Below are 14,229 nucleotides of genomic sequence, written 5' to 3'. Positions count from 1 at the left end.
GGCGGCCGACCGGGCCGCACGGCGACCGCCCGGACGTGTGGCCGCCTGGGCCCGGACGTACGGCGCTCGGGCCGCCACCGCTGTACGGCCTCACCGGGTTCCGCCGACCGGGTCTCACCCGGCGTCGCGTGGCCGCAGGTCCATGATCCGGCGGATCTTGCCCACCGAGCGCTCCAGTGACTCGGGTTCGACGATCTCCACGCCGACCGACACCCCGATGCCGTCCTTGACCGCCGCGACGATGGACCGGGCCGCCGCCTCCCGCACCTCCGGCGGCGCGTCGGGACGGGCCTCGGCCCGCACGGTCAGCGCGTCCATGCGGCCCTCGCGGGTGAGGCGCAACTGGAAGTGCGGCGCCACACCGGGCGTGCGCAGCACGATCTCCTCGATCTGGGTCGGGAACAGATTGACCCCGCGCAGGATCACCATGTCGTCGCTGCGCCCGGTGATCTTCTCCATCCGCCGAAACACCCGGGCCGTGCCGGGCAGCAGCCGCGTCAGGTCCCGCGTCCGGTACCGGACGATCGGCATGGCCTCCTTGGTCAGCGAGGTGAACACCAGCTCGCCCCGCTCGCCCTCCGGCAGCACCTCACCCGTGATCGGATCCACGACTTCCGGGTAGAAGTGGTCCTCCCACACATGGAGGCCGTCCTTGGTCTCCGCGCACTCCTGGGCGACGCCGGGGCCGATCACCTCGGACAGCCCGTAGATGTCGACGGCGTCGATCGCGAACCGCTCCTCGATCTCCCGCCGCATCTGCTCGGTCCAGGGCTCGGCACCGAAGACGCCCACCCGCAGCGAGGTGGTGCGCGGGTCCACGCCCTGCCGTTCGAACTCGTCCAGCAGGGTGAGCATGTAGGACGGGGTCACCATGATGACGGACGGCTTCAGGTCCTGGATCAGCTGCACCTGCCGGGCCGTCATGCCCCCGGACGCGGGGACGACCGTACAGCCCAGGCGCTCGGCGCCATAGTGCGCGCCGAGACCACCGGTGAACAGCCCATAGCCGTACGCCACATGGACGACATCGCCCGGCCGGCCGCCGGCCGCCCTGATCGACCGCGCCACCATGTCGGCCCACATGGAAATGTCGTTGTCCGTGTAGCCGACGACCGTGGGGCGTCCCGTGGTGCCGCTGGAGGCGTGCAGCCGGCGGATCTTCTCCCGGGGCACGGCGAACATGCCGTACGGGTAGTTCTCCCGGAGGTCCGCCTTGGTCGTGAAGGGGAAGCGCGCGAGATCGGCGAGGGTGCGGCAGTCCTCCGGGCGGACGCCGGCCTTGTCGAAGGACTCACGGTAGAACGGCACGTTCTCGTACGCGTGCCGCAGCGACGCGCGCAGCCGCTCCAGTTGCAGCGCCCGCAGCTCCTCGGGTCCGAGCCGTTCGCCCGCGTCGAGCAGGTCCGTCACATCCGCCATCGCGACGTCTCCCTCACCAGCACGTCATTCCACCGACCGATCATTCGGTCGAGGTGTTCCGGGTCAGTAAATGCAGGTCACGAACCCCGAGGCAAGAGGGCGGCGAAGAATTTCCGCGCGGGATCCCCCTTCCCGTTGCGTCCGAGCGGCGGGTGCCGCCATGATCGGCGGCATGCCGATCTTCAGCGCGTCCGACGGCACCCGGCTCGCCTACCACCTGCGGGGACGGGGGGAGCCGCTCGCCGTGGTGCCCGGCGGGCCCATGCGGGCCTCCGAGTACCTGGGGGACCTGGGCGGGCTGACCGCGCACCGCCGGCTGGCCCTGCTCGACCTGCGGGGGACCGGTGACTCGGAGGCGCCCGCGGACCCGGCGACGTACCGCTGCGACCGGATGGTCGAGGACCTGGAGGTATGGCGGGACCACATGGGCCTGGAGCACATGGATTTGCTCGCCCACTCGGCGGGTGCCGCCCTCGCGATGCTCTACGCGGCCCGCCATCCGCAGCGGATACGACGGCTGGTGCTGGTCACCCCCAACCCGTCCGCCCTGGGCCTGCGGGCCGTGGCCGAGGACCGGCTGGCCGCGGCCCGGCTGCGTGCGGGCGAGCTGTGGTTCGGGCGGGCGTTCCCCGCCTTCCGTGCCTGGCTCACGGGCGAGGCGGACTTCGACGACGTGTTCCTGCCGTTCTTCCACGGCCGCTGGGACGACACCGCCCGGGCCCACACGGACGCCGAGCTGCGCCAGACCAACGAGGAGGCCGGCGAGCGCTACTTCGCCGAGGGCGCCTTCACCCCGGACGCCACCCGGAAGGCCCTCGCCGCCCTGACCGCGCCGGTCCTCGTCTACGCGGGCGCGCTCGACGGCTGGCCGAGCCCCGCCGTCGCCCGCCGCACCGCCGAGGCCTTCCCGCACGCCGAGTGCGCCGTCCAGCCCGGCGCCGCGCACTACCCCTGGCTGGACGACCCGGAACGGTTCGTCGGCCGGACGCTCGCCTTCCTCGACCGGTGACGGGTTCCCCGGCCGGGGGGCTGGGGAGCGTGGGCGACGAGGGTGACCGGCACACGCAGTGATCACCGGGTGCGGTCCCGGCGGCGCGGGGCACCCCGCACTACGGCCGCTCCGCCCCGACCGCCACCTGCCGTGCCCACCGGTAGTCCGCCTTGCCGCTCGGCGACCACCGGCCCCGGACACCGCCTCCAGGGCCGGTGCGCCCACCCGCAGCAGATGCCGCAGCTTCGGCGCCCGCGGCAGCGCACCCGCCACCCGGTCCTCGAACTCCGCGTCGAAGACCAGCGCCACCAGGTCGGCGTCCCGGTAGAGATACCAACTCCTCTTCGGCATAGCGGTAGTTGACGTTCACCGGGACGATCCTGGCCTTCAGGCAGGCCGGCACCGTCTGGAGGTACTCCACGCCGTTGTACAGGTGCAGGCCGAGGTGCTCGCCGGGGCGCAGGCCGTAGTCGATCAGGTGGTGCGCGACGCGGTTGGCGGCGGCGTCCAGCTCAGACCGGCCACCGGCGCTCCACCCAGCAGTCCTCCGATGTCGAGATGCTCATGCCGGTCCTGCACGACGTCCTGGCGCAGACCGTCCTCCGACGGAGCCTTCGCCATGGTCCTCACCGACCGCGTCGGGGCCGCCCGCGCCCCCCGGCCGCCCGCCTGGCTGCTCGGCGGCGCCATGCGCAGCGAGCCCACCCTGTTCGCCGGCAAGGACTTCGTCTCCCCGAGGGCCGGCCAGGACTGCGCCGCCGACGTCTACCGGCAGGCCGGCATCACCGACCCGCGCCGGGACATCGACGCCGCCGAGCTGTACGTGCCGTTCTCGTGGTACAAGCCCATGTGGCTGGAGAACCTGGGCTTCGCCGCGGAGGGCGAGGGCTGGAAGCTCACCGAGTCCGGCGTGACCGGGCTCGACGGGGACCTGCCCGTCAACATGTCGGGCGGTGTGCTCTCCACCAACCCCATCGGCGCCTCCGGCATGATCCGCTTCGCCGAGGCCGCCCTCCAGGTGCGCGGCCAGGCCGGAGAACACCAGGTGGACGGCGCCCGCAGGGTGCTCGGGCACGCGTACGGCGGCGGCTCCCCGTTCTTCTCGATGTGGCTCGTGGGCGCCGAACCCCCCGACTCCTGACGGCCCCGCCGGAGCGGCCGGCCGGCCCGCCGGAGGGGTTCTCCCCGCGTGCCCTGTCCGCCGTGGCGACCGGTCGCTAGGCTGGCCCGCGGACGACGAACCGGGAGGAGCAGGGACGTGGCCGAGAGCACCATCCAGCAGCCGCCGCTCGCGGGCTGGGACAAGCCGGAGCTGGACCTGAGCAAGGCCGAGTGGCAGTCCAGCAGCCGCGGCCTGGGCGATGTCCAGATCGCCTTTGTCGAGGGCTTCATCGCGATGCGGAACAGCGGCCGGCCGGAGAGCCCTTCCCTGATCTTCACCCCCGCGGAATGGGGCGCCTTCGTCTCCGGCGCGCGCGAGGGCGAGTTCGACCTCACCTGAACCGGGGGTGTTCCGGCCGGATTTCCGGACACGCGACCGGCAGAGCCCTGCCGGGGCCGGGCCTGAGCCAGGCTGGCCCCAGCAAGGGGAAGGTCGTGTTCCGGAGGTGGGGCAAGGATGAACACTGCGCCGGTCATCGCAGCGGTCGACGGTTCCGCGGACAGTCTGCGCGCCCTGGACTGGGCCCTGGACGCCGCACGCCGCCGCGCGGCACCGCTGCGCGTGGTGCACGTACGGCAGTACGCCGCCTGGGGTCAGACCGACGTGCTGGTCGCCGGGCCGCCCGAGGCGGCGGGTGATCCGGTGCTCGACGAGGTGCGCGGCCGGCTCGCGGACCACGCCGGGCCGCCGGCCGTGGAGTACCTCGCCATGGAGGGCGTACCGGGTGCCGTCCTGCCCGAACTGGGCAGCGAAGCCCAGTTGTTGGTGCTCGGCTCCCGGGGCCGCGGCGGTTTCACCGGTCTGCTCCTCGGCTCCAACGGCCTCGCCGCCGCCCGGGACGCCGACTGCCCGGTGGTCGTCGTACCCCGGCCGGGCCGGGAGGTGCACGGGGAGGGGCCGGCCGAGCCCGGCGCGCGGGTCGTCGTCGGCCTGCACGTCGACAGCCCCGACGAGTCCGTCCTCGCCCTCGCGTTCGCCGAGGCCGCCCTGCGCGACGCCCGGCTCCAGGTGATCGCCGCCTACCCGTGGCCGGTGCAGACCTGGTCGGCGCCCGGCCAGCTGGTGCCGCCCCCGATCGACCAGGACGCCGTGGCGGACGAGACCCGCGCCCTCGCCGAGGGCTTCCTCGCCCCGCACCGCGAGCGGCACCCCCAGGTCCGCGCCGACGCCGAGGCGCTGCCGGGCGACGCGGCCGGCCACCTCGTCGCCGCCTCGAAGGACGCCGACCTGGTCGTCGTCGGCCGGCACCGGCGGCGGCTGCTCGCCCCGGCCCGCATGATGGGCTCGGTCACCCAGGCCGTCCTGCTGCACGCGGCGAGCCCGATCGCGGTGGTGCCGCCTGCGCCGCCACAGGAGTGAGGCCGGCAGAGTCCGTCGGTTCAGGGACGCGGGCGGCGTGATGCGGGCCGCGTGATCCAGGGTGACATCGGCTTAGCAGACCGCCCCGCGCTGCGCAATCCGTCCGGTGCCGACCGGCAGTCCTCCCGCTGTGGTGCGCCGCGCCATGGTGCCCGGACACACCCGAACCTATGGTTCCGGCACTCCCGGCTGGTCCGCCCCGCGTGGGAGCGGCCGGGACCCGTGTGTCCACCGAAGGAGCCGCCATGCCACTGTCCCCGTTCAGCCGGGCACCCGGAGCGCCCCCACGGGCCCGCCTGCTGCCCCGCCTGCTCGCCGTCCTCGCCGTCGTCCTCGGCACCGCGCTCGCCGGCCCCGCGCCCCAGGCCCACGCCGCCGTCACGCTCACCCGGGTGAGCGACTTCGGCTCCAACCCGGGCGCCCTCACCATGTACGTGTACCGGCCCGCCACCCTGCCGGCCCACCCGCCGGTGGTCGTGGCCCTGCACGGCTGCACGCAGAGCGCCCAGGTCTACGCCGACAACTCCGGGCTGCCGCAACTCGCCGACCGCGACGGCTTCCTGCTCGTGCTCGCCGAGACCGGCACCGCCAACAACGCCAGCAAGTGCTTCAACTGGTTCCAGACCGGCGACAACCGGCGCGGCCAGGGCGAGGCCCTGTCGGTCCGGCAGATGGTGAGCAACGCCGTCACCGCCTACGGCGCCGACCCGCAGCGCGTCTACGTCACCGGCCTGTCCGCCGGCGGCGCGATGACCGCGGTCATGCTCGCCGCCTACCCCGACGTGTTCTCGGCGGGCGCGGTCGTGGCCGGCCTGCCCTACGACTGCACCAAGGACAACAGCCCCTACACCTGCATGAACCCCGGCGTCGACCTGAGCCCGGCCGCGTGGGCCCAGCGGGTGCGGGACGCCTACCCGTCGTACGGCGGGCCGTGGCCGCGCACGGCCATCTGGTACGGCGACCAGGACACCACCGTCGTACCGCGCAACGCCACCGAACTGCGCGACCAGTGGACGGCCCTGCACGGCCTGTCCCAGACGCCCACGCGCACGACGACGATCGGGCCGGACGCCACCCGACAGGACCAGTACCTGGCCGCCGACGGCACGGTCGCCGTCGAGGTCGACCGGGTCCCGGGCATCGGGCACGGCACCCCGGTCGACCCGGGCACCGGCAGCGAACAGTGCGGGAGCACCGCGGCCCCGTACTTCCTCGACTCGATCTGCTCCAGCCGCTGGATCGCCCGGTTCTTCGGCCTGGACACCAGTACCCCGGGCGGCCCGGACCCGGACCCGGGCGGCGGCACCGCGGCCTGCTGGACGGCGAGCAACTACGCCCACGTACAGGCGGGACGGGCCACCACCAGCGGCGGCTACACCTACGCCAAGGGCTCCCAGCAGAACATGGGCCTCTACAACACGTTCGTCACCCACACCCTGAAGGAGTCACCCCCGGGCTACTTCACCGTCGCCGACACCGGCTGCCCCTGACAGCCGGTCAGCGCCCACGCAGGGTCGCCATGGTGCCCGACGCCGTCGAACGCGCCGTCATCATGGCGGCCCCACACATGTCCGGAACCTCCACACCACCCCTAGCCTCCAGCGCGTCCCCAACCCGTCGGAGGAACCCCATGCTTCCCCACCCCACACCACCGCTCGGCCGCGCCGGACGGCGCACCCGGGCCGCCCGGCGCACCGCGCTGGGCGCCCTCTCGCTCGCCGCCGCCTGCTCCCTCCTGGCCACCCCCGCCACCGCGGCACCCGTCGGCCCGGGACCGGCGGACGCCCACTGCGCGGCACAGGCGCGGCTGCACGTCCCCGGCGCCGCCCACCAGCAGGCCGACTGCCTGGACGAGCTGACCACCGCCGGGACCGTGGCCACCGGCCACACCGACCCGGCCGACTACGCGGGCCTCACCCCCAGGGACCTGCCCACGCCCAGCGGCGTCCCCGGCATCCAGATCGACGGCTACTTCCCGGACACCTCCACCACCAACACCAACCACGGCTGGCAGCACGACTCCCAGTTCGTCATCCGGCTGCCCGACCACTGGAACGGCGGCCTGGTGGTCGCCGGCACCCCCGGCAACCGCGAGCAGTACGCGAACGACCGGGCCATCGCCGACTGGGTGCTCGCCCGCGGCTACGCCTACGCCGCCACCGACAAGGGCAACACCGGCACGGCCTTCTACCGCGACGGCCGCCGTCCGGGCGACGCCATCGCCGAATGGAACACCCGCCTCACCCAGCTCACCCGCGCCGCCCGCGCCGTCGTCACCCAGCGCTACCACCGGCCCCCGGCCCGCACCCTCGCCACCGGCATGTCCAACGGCGGCTACCTGGTGCGCTGGCAGCTGGAGAACCACCCCGAGCTGTACGACGGCGGAGTCGACTGGGAGGGCACCCTCTGGCGCACCGACGGCCCCAACCTGCTGACCTTCCTGCCGGCCGCGCTGCGCCACTACCCCGCCTACGCCGCGGGCGGCCCCGGCGCGGCCGAGGCCGAGGCGGCGCTGCACCGGGCCGGCTTCCCGGCCGGCTCCGAGTTCCTGTGGCCGTACCACCACCAGGTCTACTGGGACCTCACCCAGCGGATCTACCGGGAGGAGCTCGACCCCGGCTACGACGGTGACACCGAGGCGGGCACCCCGTACTGCGCCTCCGGCACCCCCGCCTGCGACGCCGACTACGCCTACCCGGACCGGCCCGCCGACGTCCACCGGGCCGTCGACCGCATCGCCCTGACCGGACGCATCGGCAAGCCCCTGATCACCCTCCAGGGCACCCTCGACGTACTCCTGCCGATCAGCCAGGACTCCGACGTCTACGCGCGCATGGTCCACCAGGCCGGCCGCGGCTCCCTGCTGCGCTACTACCGCATCGAGGACGGCACCCACACCGACTCGCTCGCCGACGCCTTCCCCGACCGGCTCCGCCCGATGGTGCCCTGCCACCGCTCCGCCTTCACGGCCCTGGAACGCTGGCTCGCCGGAGCCGGCCGCCCGCCCGCCGACCGCACCGTCGCCCGCCCGGCCGACGCGGACCCGGCCACCCTGCTCACCAGCTGCCCCCTGCGCTAGGGCCTCTCGTTTGGATCATGCCGGGCTCGCGGGCCCTGGCACCGCGCCTCGCCGCGTTGTCGTCGGTTGCCATGGCTCCGCCATGGCGCCCTCCTCCGCCTTGCGATGCACTGCACCAGACCCCGCTCCCTGATCCGGCCTGATCCAAACGAAAGACCCTGGCCGCTGCCGTTGATCACCCCGGCGTCACGGGGCCGGCACGCTCCTCCGCCTGGCGGTGGCTGCACGTGCCGGGCCCGCCCGGCTCGGCTCGACGGCCCCCGGCAGCCGGTCCGGTCCGCACGGCAGCGCCTGGCCGATCTCCCGGGCGCCCGCAGGTCACCCACCGGAGCCCAGGCACGTACCATGGCCGCATGTCGTTCCTCCGCCGCCGCAGCGCGACCCCAGCCGGACCCGACTTCGACGTGCTGGCCATGGACCCGGGCGACTGGCCGGGCAACCTCGGCGCGGGCCTGCTGCCCGCCCCCGACGGCACCTGCCAGGGCGTCTTCCTGCGTTACGACCTCTTCGGCGGACGCGGCCCCGCCATGATCATCGGCAACCTCCCCGAGGGCTCCCCGGCCCGTGACGTCGCCGAGGGGGAGATCCCCTTCGAGGTGGGACAGCTGCTGCTGGCGCTGGAGAACGACGAGGAGGTCACCGTCGTCGGCGTCGAGGACACCCCGGTGCTCCAGGGCGACAACCTCCTCATCGTGCGGCGGCTGAAGCTCTCCGAGAGCCGGATCTCCTGCGTCCAGTTCGACCGCAGCGACGGCGTCCTCGTCACCATCGCGGCCTGGGACCGCCCGATCACCGACGACCTGTACGCCCTGCTGAAGCCGCTCCCGGCGGAGCTTTTCCAGCAGGGCTGAGAGCAGGGACGGGCGCGGGGCGAGGGCCGGGGTGACAGACCCCGGCCCTCGCTAGTGCGCCCGCCCTTCGAGCGTCACGTCCGCCGCCCGGACGAACCCGACCCGGTGGCCGTACTGGATCTCGTAGTACAGGTCCTGGCCCACCACGACCCGGTGCGAGTCGGGGGTGAAGGTGACCGCGTAGTAGTACTCGCCCGGCACCTCGTCACCGACCACGTACCGCTGCCCGGCCGGGATCGTGTAGGGCAGGGGTACCACCGACTGGGCGGGGACGTCCGCCGGGTAGGCCGCCTTCTCCGGGTAGGCGCGGCCGTACACCGGGATGCTCGCCAGGCCGTCCCTCGGCCTCACCACGAGGCCCTTCGCAGGTACCGCCGTCGGGTCCCCGACCGGGTTCCGGAACCATGCCTTCTGCCCCAGGTACCAGATGGCCGTCCAGTCGCCCCAGCGGTCGGCAACCGCGTACTGCTGGCCGGTGGAGACCCGCGAGGACAGGTCGTTCACCCCGTCGGTCGGGTCCGTCCCCAGCCCGATGTCCTTGATCAGCGGGGCGGTCACGTCATGGTCGGTGTACAGCCGCACCTCGCTGGAGCCGTGCGCCGCGCACGGCTCGCCCTTGGTGGTGCAGCCGGTGTACACGGGCCGGTTCGACGCGTAGTCCGGCAGGATCGTCAGCACCTTGGCGTGCCGGCCGGCCGTGGGCCGGAACGGGTGGCCGAGCAGCTGGAAGTAGTGCTGCCAGTCCCAGTAGGGGCCGGGGTCCGTGTGCATCCCCGGGACGCTGGACGCGGTCGGACCGGGCACGTTGTCGTGGCCGAGGATGTGCTGCCGGTCCAGCGGGACGTCATACGTCCGGGCCAGGTACCGCACCAGCCGCGCCGAGGACCGGTACATCGCCTCCGTGTACCAGGCGTCCGGCGAGGCGAGGAAGCCCTCGTGCTCGATGCCGATCGACTTGGCGTTGACGTACCAGTTGCCGGCGTGCCAGGCCACGTCCTTGCCCTTGACGTGCTGGGCGATCAGACCGTCGGTGGAGCGGATCGTGTAGTTCCAGGACACATAGGTGGGGTCCTGGATGAGGTTCATGACCCCGTCCCAGGCGCCCTCCGTGTCATGGATGACGATGTACTTGACGCTCTGCGACGCCGGGCGGTCACCGAGGTCGTGATTGCCGTAGTCGTTGTCCCCGAACTCCTCGTACGGCGCCGGGACCGACACACAGGACACCGACTTGGGGCACTCGGTGCCGTCCGCGGACAGCGTGCGCAGGCCGGTGCGGCCCAGTCGGCCGGTGTCGGGGGTCAGCCGCGGCTGGGCGGCCAGGGACACCTGCTGGCCGTCGTCCGTGACGCGCTCCTCGCCGGTGCGCAGCACGTCGTACACGTCGTCGGCGTACGCGGCGGCGGTCGCCGTGTCGTCGGCGCCGGAGAACCGGGCCACCGCGCCGTACCAGTCGGCCGGGTCGGCGCTCAGCGGCTCGCCCAGCTCCTTCTGCGTGGCGGCGAGCAGGGCGGCACCGCCCGCCACGTTCGCCGCGGGGTCGGTGCGCAGCTCCTCGGCGGGGATGCCGGTCAGCTCCGCCGCCCTCGGCAGCGTCTTCAGACGGGCCGGGACCGCCGACTCGGCCGGAGCCTCGACGACGGGGTGCAGCGCGGCACGAGCGCTGTCGCCCCGGGCGTCCTCCGTTCCCTCGGCGAAGTGCTCCGCGGTGGCGAGCGCGGTCCGGGCGTCGGTGAGGTGCATCGGGCCGTAGCCGCCGGTCACGCTCGGCGCGCCGCCGTGCGCGTCCCAGCGCGACTGGAGGTAGGAGACGGCCAGCAGAACGCTCTGCGGCACGTGGTAGTCGGCCGCCGCGGTGGCGAACGCGTGCTGCAACCGGTGCGTGGTGGAATCCGCGGCGGCGGAATCCGCGGCGGTGGGCGCCGGGGCGGCGCCGAGCAGGGGCAGCAGCAGGGCCGCGGAGGCGAGCGGGACGGCGGTCCGCCGCAGACGTCTGTGGCCGGTGGACGTGGGGTCGGTGGCGGATCCTCGCAATGCGGCCTCCTGTGACGGGCGGGGCGTGGCGGGGCGTACGGCGCCGAGCTGGGTCAGTGGTACCGGCTTGCCGACGATCCGTCAATGATGCCTTCAGGCCCGTGATTTCCCATGTCACGGAGGGTTTCCGGCGAGTTTCGCGGCGGCGGTGCGCGGGCCTGCGGGGCGTCACTGGCATACACCAGTGGCTCTCGGAGTCCGGGGGTGCGGAGAAGGTCCGCGGTGCGCCGCCGCTCAGGACGCACCGCGGAGCCGTCGCCCCGTCAGCGAGTGCCGACCGCCGCGCGGACGGCCTTGCGGGCCATCTGGCAGTCGTCGTGCAACCGCCTGAGCAGCAGCCGCTGTTCCTCGCCGGACGGCATGGCACCGGGATGGGACACGGCCGGTGCCGCCGGGGCCGTGTCGTGCATCGAACGCTGCACGGCCGTCTCGTACCTGCGGATCTCCCGGGTCAGCAGGAGCATCAGGTTCACCAGGAAGGCGTCCCGGGAGGCCGGGCCCGCCGACTGGGCGATCTGGCTGATCTGCCGCCGGGCCACCGGCGCGTCCCCGAGCACCAGCCACAGCGTCGCCAGGTCGTACCCCGGCAGATACCAGCCCGCGTGCTCCCAGTCCACCAGCACTGGACCGGCCGGTGACAACAGGATGTTCGACAGCAGGGCGTCGCCGTGGCAGAACTGGAGCATGCCGTGCCGGCCCACCTCATGGGCGATGCCGTGCAGCAGCTTTTGCAGGTCGCCGAGGTCCCGGTCGGTGAGCAGGCCCAGCTCGTGGAACCGGGAGATCCGGGCCGCGTAGTCCAGCGGCACGTCGAAGGTGCCCGCCGGGGGCCGCCAGGCGTTCAGCCGGCAGATCGCGCCGAGCGCGGCCCTGATGTCCGCGCGCGGCGGGGCCTCCATCGGATGCCGCTGGAACGCCGCCGTCCGGCCCGGCATCCGCTCGATCACCAGCGTGCAGTTGTCCGGGTCCGCCGCGATCAGCCTCGGCACCCGGACCGGCGGCCGGTGCCGGACGAACGAGCGGTATGCGGCTATTTCCTGCCGGCTCCGCTCCGCCCAGGCAGGTGAGTGGTCCAGGAGACACTTCGCGACGGCCGTGCTGCGCCCTGTCGTCCCGACGAGGAGGACGGATCGTCCGCTGCGCCGCAGGACCTGCACCGGGGCGAACTCCGGGCAGATCCGGTGCACCGAGGCGAGCGCGGTGCGCAGCTGCGCGCCCTGGGGGCCGGACAAGTCCAGCCTCCCGCTGAGCGGTTGGGTGCCGGGCTGGCCCGGGACCCGCCGGGTGCGGCCCGCGACCGGCACGGGACCGCCCGGACGCGGCGCCGGGTCGAGATAGGGCCCGCCGCCCGCCGGGCGGGGGCGCAGCGGCCGGGGCGGGGCGGACACGGAGGACGATGCTGCGTACATGGGAGAAACAGATCCCTTCGTGTGCCTGCGGTGCCTGCCTGTACGTCCGCGTCCCGAACTCATGCTCACGTCGCGTGCCCCGTGAGCGTGGTTCCGGGAGCGTGCGCCCACCCGGCCCGGCCGTCTGGGTACACCCTGGGGAATGTGCCCGTCACCGCCCGCCGTGATCCTCCGTGTACGGCTGTCGTATCCGTCGTATCCGTCGTGTCCGCCGTATACGGCCGTCATATGCGGGTGGCGACCGGGTCGGGGTGGCGCGTTCCTACCTGACACCCGATCGCCGGTGGCACACCATCTGGCGGACCCTGGCGAACCCTGGCGAATAGTCGCCCGGCAACGTGCACCCGGCTACTGTCAACTCAGCCGAGTACCTGGGGGCTTGATGTGAGCGGACAACCCAACACCCGCCTTGCGGACCTGTTCGGCCTGGCCGGCTGGTCGAAGGGCGAACTCGCGAGGCTGGTCAACCGGCAGGCGGCGGCCATGGGCCACCCCCAGCTGGCGACCGACACCTCCCGGGTGCGGCGGTGGATCGACAAGGGAGAGATCCCGCGCGATCCGGTGCCGCGGGTGCTGGCGGCCCTGTTCACCGAGCGTCTCGGCCGTGTCGTGACCATCGAGGACCTAGGTCTGGTGCGGCACGGGCGTACGGGGAAACGGCAGAGCGACGGGATCGAGGAGCATCCCGGCGGTGTGCCGTGGGCGCCCGAACGGACCGCCGCGGTCCTCACCGAATTCACGGGAATGGACCTCATGCTCAACCGACGCGGCTTGGTGGGCGCGGGTGCCGCGCTCGCCGCGGGATCCACACTCAGCAGCGCCATGCACGACTGGCTGCACACCGACCCGGCCCTGAAGGCCGACGCCCCTGTCCTCGACGACCCCCTGCACGCCGACCCCGCCGGGTTCGACCGCTACGAGGCCGCCCCCATCGGGTCCCAGGAGGTCGAGGAGCTGGAGCGCTCGGTCGAGGTGTTCCGCGCCTGGGACGCGGCCCGCGGCGGCGGGTTGCAGCGCAAGGCGGTCGTGGGCCAGCTCAACGAGGTGGGCGGCATGCTCGCCTACCACCATCCCCCCCACCTCCAGCGGCGCCTGTGGGGCGTCGCGGCCAACCTCGCCGTCCTCGCGGGCTGGATGTCGCACGACGTCGGCCTGGAGCCCACGGCGCAGAAGTACTTCGTCATCGCCGCCCACGCCGCCAGAGAGGGAGGTGACCGGCCGCGCGCGGGCGAGGCGCTGTCGCGGGCGGCCCGGCAGATGGTGCACCTCGGCCGGCCGGACGACGCGCTGGACCTGATGAAGCTCGCCCAGTCCGGCGCCGGGGACCGCCTGCAACCACGGACGAAGGCGATGTTCCACACCATCGAAGCCTGGGCGCAGGCGTCGATGGGCAAGGGCCAGGCGATGCGCCGCACGCTCGGGCGGGCGGAGGACCTCTTCGTCGCCGACCGGCAGGACGTGGAACCGCCGGACTGGATGCAGACCTTCAAGGACGAGGATCTGTACGGCATGCAGGCGCTCGCGTACCGCACGCTGGCGGAGTTCGACCCGGGCGCGGCCGCGTCCGCCCAGCACTACGCGCAGAAGGCCCTCGCCCTCCGCGTCGACGGGCGGGAGCGGTCGAAGATCTTCGACCATCTGTCCATGGCGTCGGCCTGCTTCATCGCCGACGACCCCGAACAGGCCGACCGCTACGCCCGGCTGGCCCTGATGTCGATGGGTTCGAACTCCTCCCGGCGCACCTGGGACCGGCTGCGGCAGATGTACCGGCTGACCGCGGAGTACGCCGGCTACCCGAAGATCCACGAACTGCGGGAGGAGATCAGGCTCGCCCTGCCCAAGCCGAGGAGCAAGGGGGACGGCAACAGCGCTCAGGCGTAGGGGCCTGTGCGCTGCCCGGCCGGAGGGCCGGTCATGTGGTGACC

The 14,229-nt window shown here is 73.4% G+C and carries 11 protein-coding genes and 2 pseudogenes; 8 read left to right on the top strand and 5 right to left on the bottom strand.

Features of this window, described 5'->3' with window-relative positions; all coding sequences use genetic code 11:
- Positions 1-114 precede the first annotated feature (114 nt).
- Positions 115-1,419: a phenylacetate--CoA ligase PaaK gene (paaK, locus tag AQJ11_RS23825; RefSeq protein ID WP_059264310.1), complete on the bottom strand. Its 1,305-nt coding sequence runs from the start codon at positions 1,417-1,419 to the stop codon at positions 115-117.
- A gap of 172 nt (positions 1,420-1,591) precedes the next feature.
- Here paaK and AQJ11_RS23820 point away from each other — a divergent pair, with 172 nt between their 5' ends.
- Positions 1,592-2,428, top strand: a complete 837-nt coding sequence (locus AQJ11_RS23820) for an alpha/beta fold hydrolase (RefSeq protein ID WP_208616596.1) — start codon at positions 1,592-1,594, stop codon at positions 2,426-2,428.
- Positions 2,429-2,611: 183 nt separating this feature from the next.
- Here AQJ11_RS23820 and AQJ11_RS46230 read toward each other — a convergent pair.
- Together AQJ11_RS46230 and AQJ11_RS49895 are read right to left on the bottom strand one after the other, a co-directional pair.
- Positions 2,612-2,927, bottom strand: a pseudogene (locus tag AQJ11_RS46230) (AMP-binding protein); the annotation flags it as partial.
- Positions 2,885-3,031 (bottom strand): hypothetical protein, encoded by a 147-nt coding sequence (locus tag AQJ11_RS49895; RefSeq protein WP_167360872.1) that lies wholly within the window; start codon positions 3,029-3,031, stop codon positions 2,885-2,887. The pseudogene AQJ11_RS46230 and the gene AQJ11_RS49895, both read right to left, overlap by 43 nt.
- On the opposite strand from AQJ11_RS49895, the pseudogene AQJ11_RS23815 reads away from it, so the two are divergent.
- The 6 genes and pseudogenes from AQJ11_RS23815 to AQJ11_RS23790 form a co-directional block, all read left to right on the top strand.
- A pseudogene (locus AQJ11_RS23815) lies at positions 3,006-3,551 on the top strand (thiolase C-terminal domain-containing protein); the annotation flags it as partial. The gene AQJ11_RS49895 and the pseudogene AQJ11_RS23815 sit on opposite strands and share 26 nt — an antisense overlap.
- A gap of 117 nt (positions 3,552-3,668) precedes the next feature.
- The gene (locus tag AQJ11_RS23810) at positions 3,669-3,911 is read left to right on the top strand and encodes a DUF397 domain-containing protein (protein WP_014670828.1); all 243 of its coding nucleotides are present in this window, start codon (positions 3,669-3,671) and stop codon (positions 3,909-3,911) included.
- A gap of 117 nt (positions 3,912-4,028) precedes the next feature.
- Complete coding sequence (locus tag AQJ11_RS23805) at positions 4,029-4,931, top strand: universal stress protein (protein ID WP_059264308.1); 903 nt, start codon at positions 4,029-4,031, stop codon at positions 4,929-4,931.
- A gap of 245 nt (positions 4,932-5,176) precedes the next feature.
- Positions 5,177-6,421 carry an extracellular catalytic domain type 1 short-chain-length polyhydroxyalkanoate depolymerase gene (locus AQJ11_RS23800; RefSeq protein WP_059264307.1) on the top strand — a complete coding sequence of 415 codons (1,245 nt, stop codon included), beginning with the start codon at positions 5,177-5,179 and terminating at the stop codon, positions 6,419-6,421.
- 140 nt (positions 6,422-6,561) lie between these two features.
- Positions 6,562-8,010 carry a 3-hydroxybutyrate oligomer hydrolase family protein gene (locus tag AQJ11_RS23795; protein ID WP_059264306.1) on the top strand — a complete coding sequence of 483 codons (1,449 nt, stop codon included), beginning with the start codon at positions 6,562-6,564 and terminating at the stop codon, positions 8,008-8,010.
- Between the two features lie 353 nt (positions 8,011-8,363).
- Positions 8,364-8,861 carry a glycosyltransferase family protein gene (locus tag AQJ11_RS23790; protein ID WP_014670824.1) on the top strand — a complete coding sequence of 166 codons (498 nt, stop codon included), beginning with the start codon at positions 8,364-8,366 and terminating at the stop codon, positions 8,859-8,861.
- Between the two features lie 51 nt (positions 8,862-8,912).
- Here AQJ11_RS23790 and AQJ11_RS23785 read toward each other — a convergent pair whose 3' ends face one another.
- Complete coding sequence (locus AQJ11_RS23785; protein WP_059264305.1) at positions 8,913-10,895, bottom strand: N-acetylmuramoyl-L-alanine amidase; 1,983 nt, start codon at positions 10,893-10,895, stop codon at positions 8,913-8,915.
- A 263-nt stretch (positions 10,896-11,158) separates the two neighbouring features.
- On the bottom strand, positions 11,159-12,304 hold the full coding sequence (locus AQJ11_RS23780; protein WP_041664967.1) for an aminoglycoside phosphotransferase family protein: 1,146 nt from the start codon (positions 12,302-12,304) through the stop codon (positions 11,159-11,161).
- A 384-nt stretch (positions 12,305-12,688) separates the two neighbouring features.
- Between AQJ11_RS23780 and AQJ11_RS23775 the strand changes: the two genes are divergently transcribed.
- A complete protein-coding gene (locus AQJ11_RS23775) occupies positions 12,689-14,185 on the top strand; it encodes a DNA-binding protein NsdB (protein WP_059264304.1) in 1,497 nt (498 codons plus the stop codon).
- Positions 14,186-14,229 lie beyond the last annotated feature (44 nt).

This window comes from Streptomyces corchorusii, from assembly GCF_001514055.1.
Classification (GTDB): Bacteria; Actinomycetota; Actinomycetes; order Streptomycetales; family Streptomycetaceae; genus Streptomyces; species Streptomyces olivaceoviridis.
Note: the sequence above shows the minus strand (reverse complement) of the source record. Positions and strands in the feature narration are given on the sequence as shown.

Bases quoted from the DNA above. Each gene is read 5' to 3' on its own strand.
- paaK (WP_059264310.1), bottom strand. From the start codon at position 1,419: ATGGCGGATGTGACGGACCTGCTCGACGCGGGCGAACGGCTCGGACCC.
- AQJ11_RS23820 (WP_208616596.1), top strand. From the start codon at position 1,592: ATGCCGATCTTCAGCGCGTCCGACGGCACCCGGCTCGCCTACCACCTG.
- AQJ11_RS49895 (WP_167360872.1), bottom strand. From the start codon at position 3,031: ATGGCGAAGGCTCCGTCGGAGGACGGTCTGCGCCAGGACGTCGTGCAG.
- AQJ11_RS23805 (WP_059264308.1), top strand. From the start codon at position 4,029: ATGAACACTGCGCCGGTCATCGCAGCGGTCGACGGTTCCGCGGACAGT.
- AQJ11_RS23800 (WP_059264307.1), top strand. From the start codon at position 5,177: ATGCCACTGTCCCCGTTCAGCCGGGCACCCGGAGCGCCCCCACGGGCC.
- AQJ11_RS23795 (WP_059264306.1), top strand. From the start codon at position 6,562: ATGCTTCCCCACCCCACACCACCGCTCGGCCGCGCCGGACGGCGCACC.
- AQJ11_RS23790 (WP_014670824.1), top strand. From the start codon at position 8,364: ATGTCGTTCCTCCGCCGCCGCAGCGCGACCCCAGCCGGACCCGACTTC.
- AQJ11_RS23780 (WP_041664967.1), bottom strand. From the start codon at position 12,304: ATGTACGCAGCATCGTCCTCCGTGTCCGCCCCGCCCCGGCCGCTGCGC.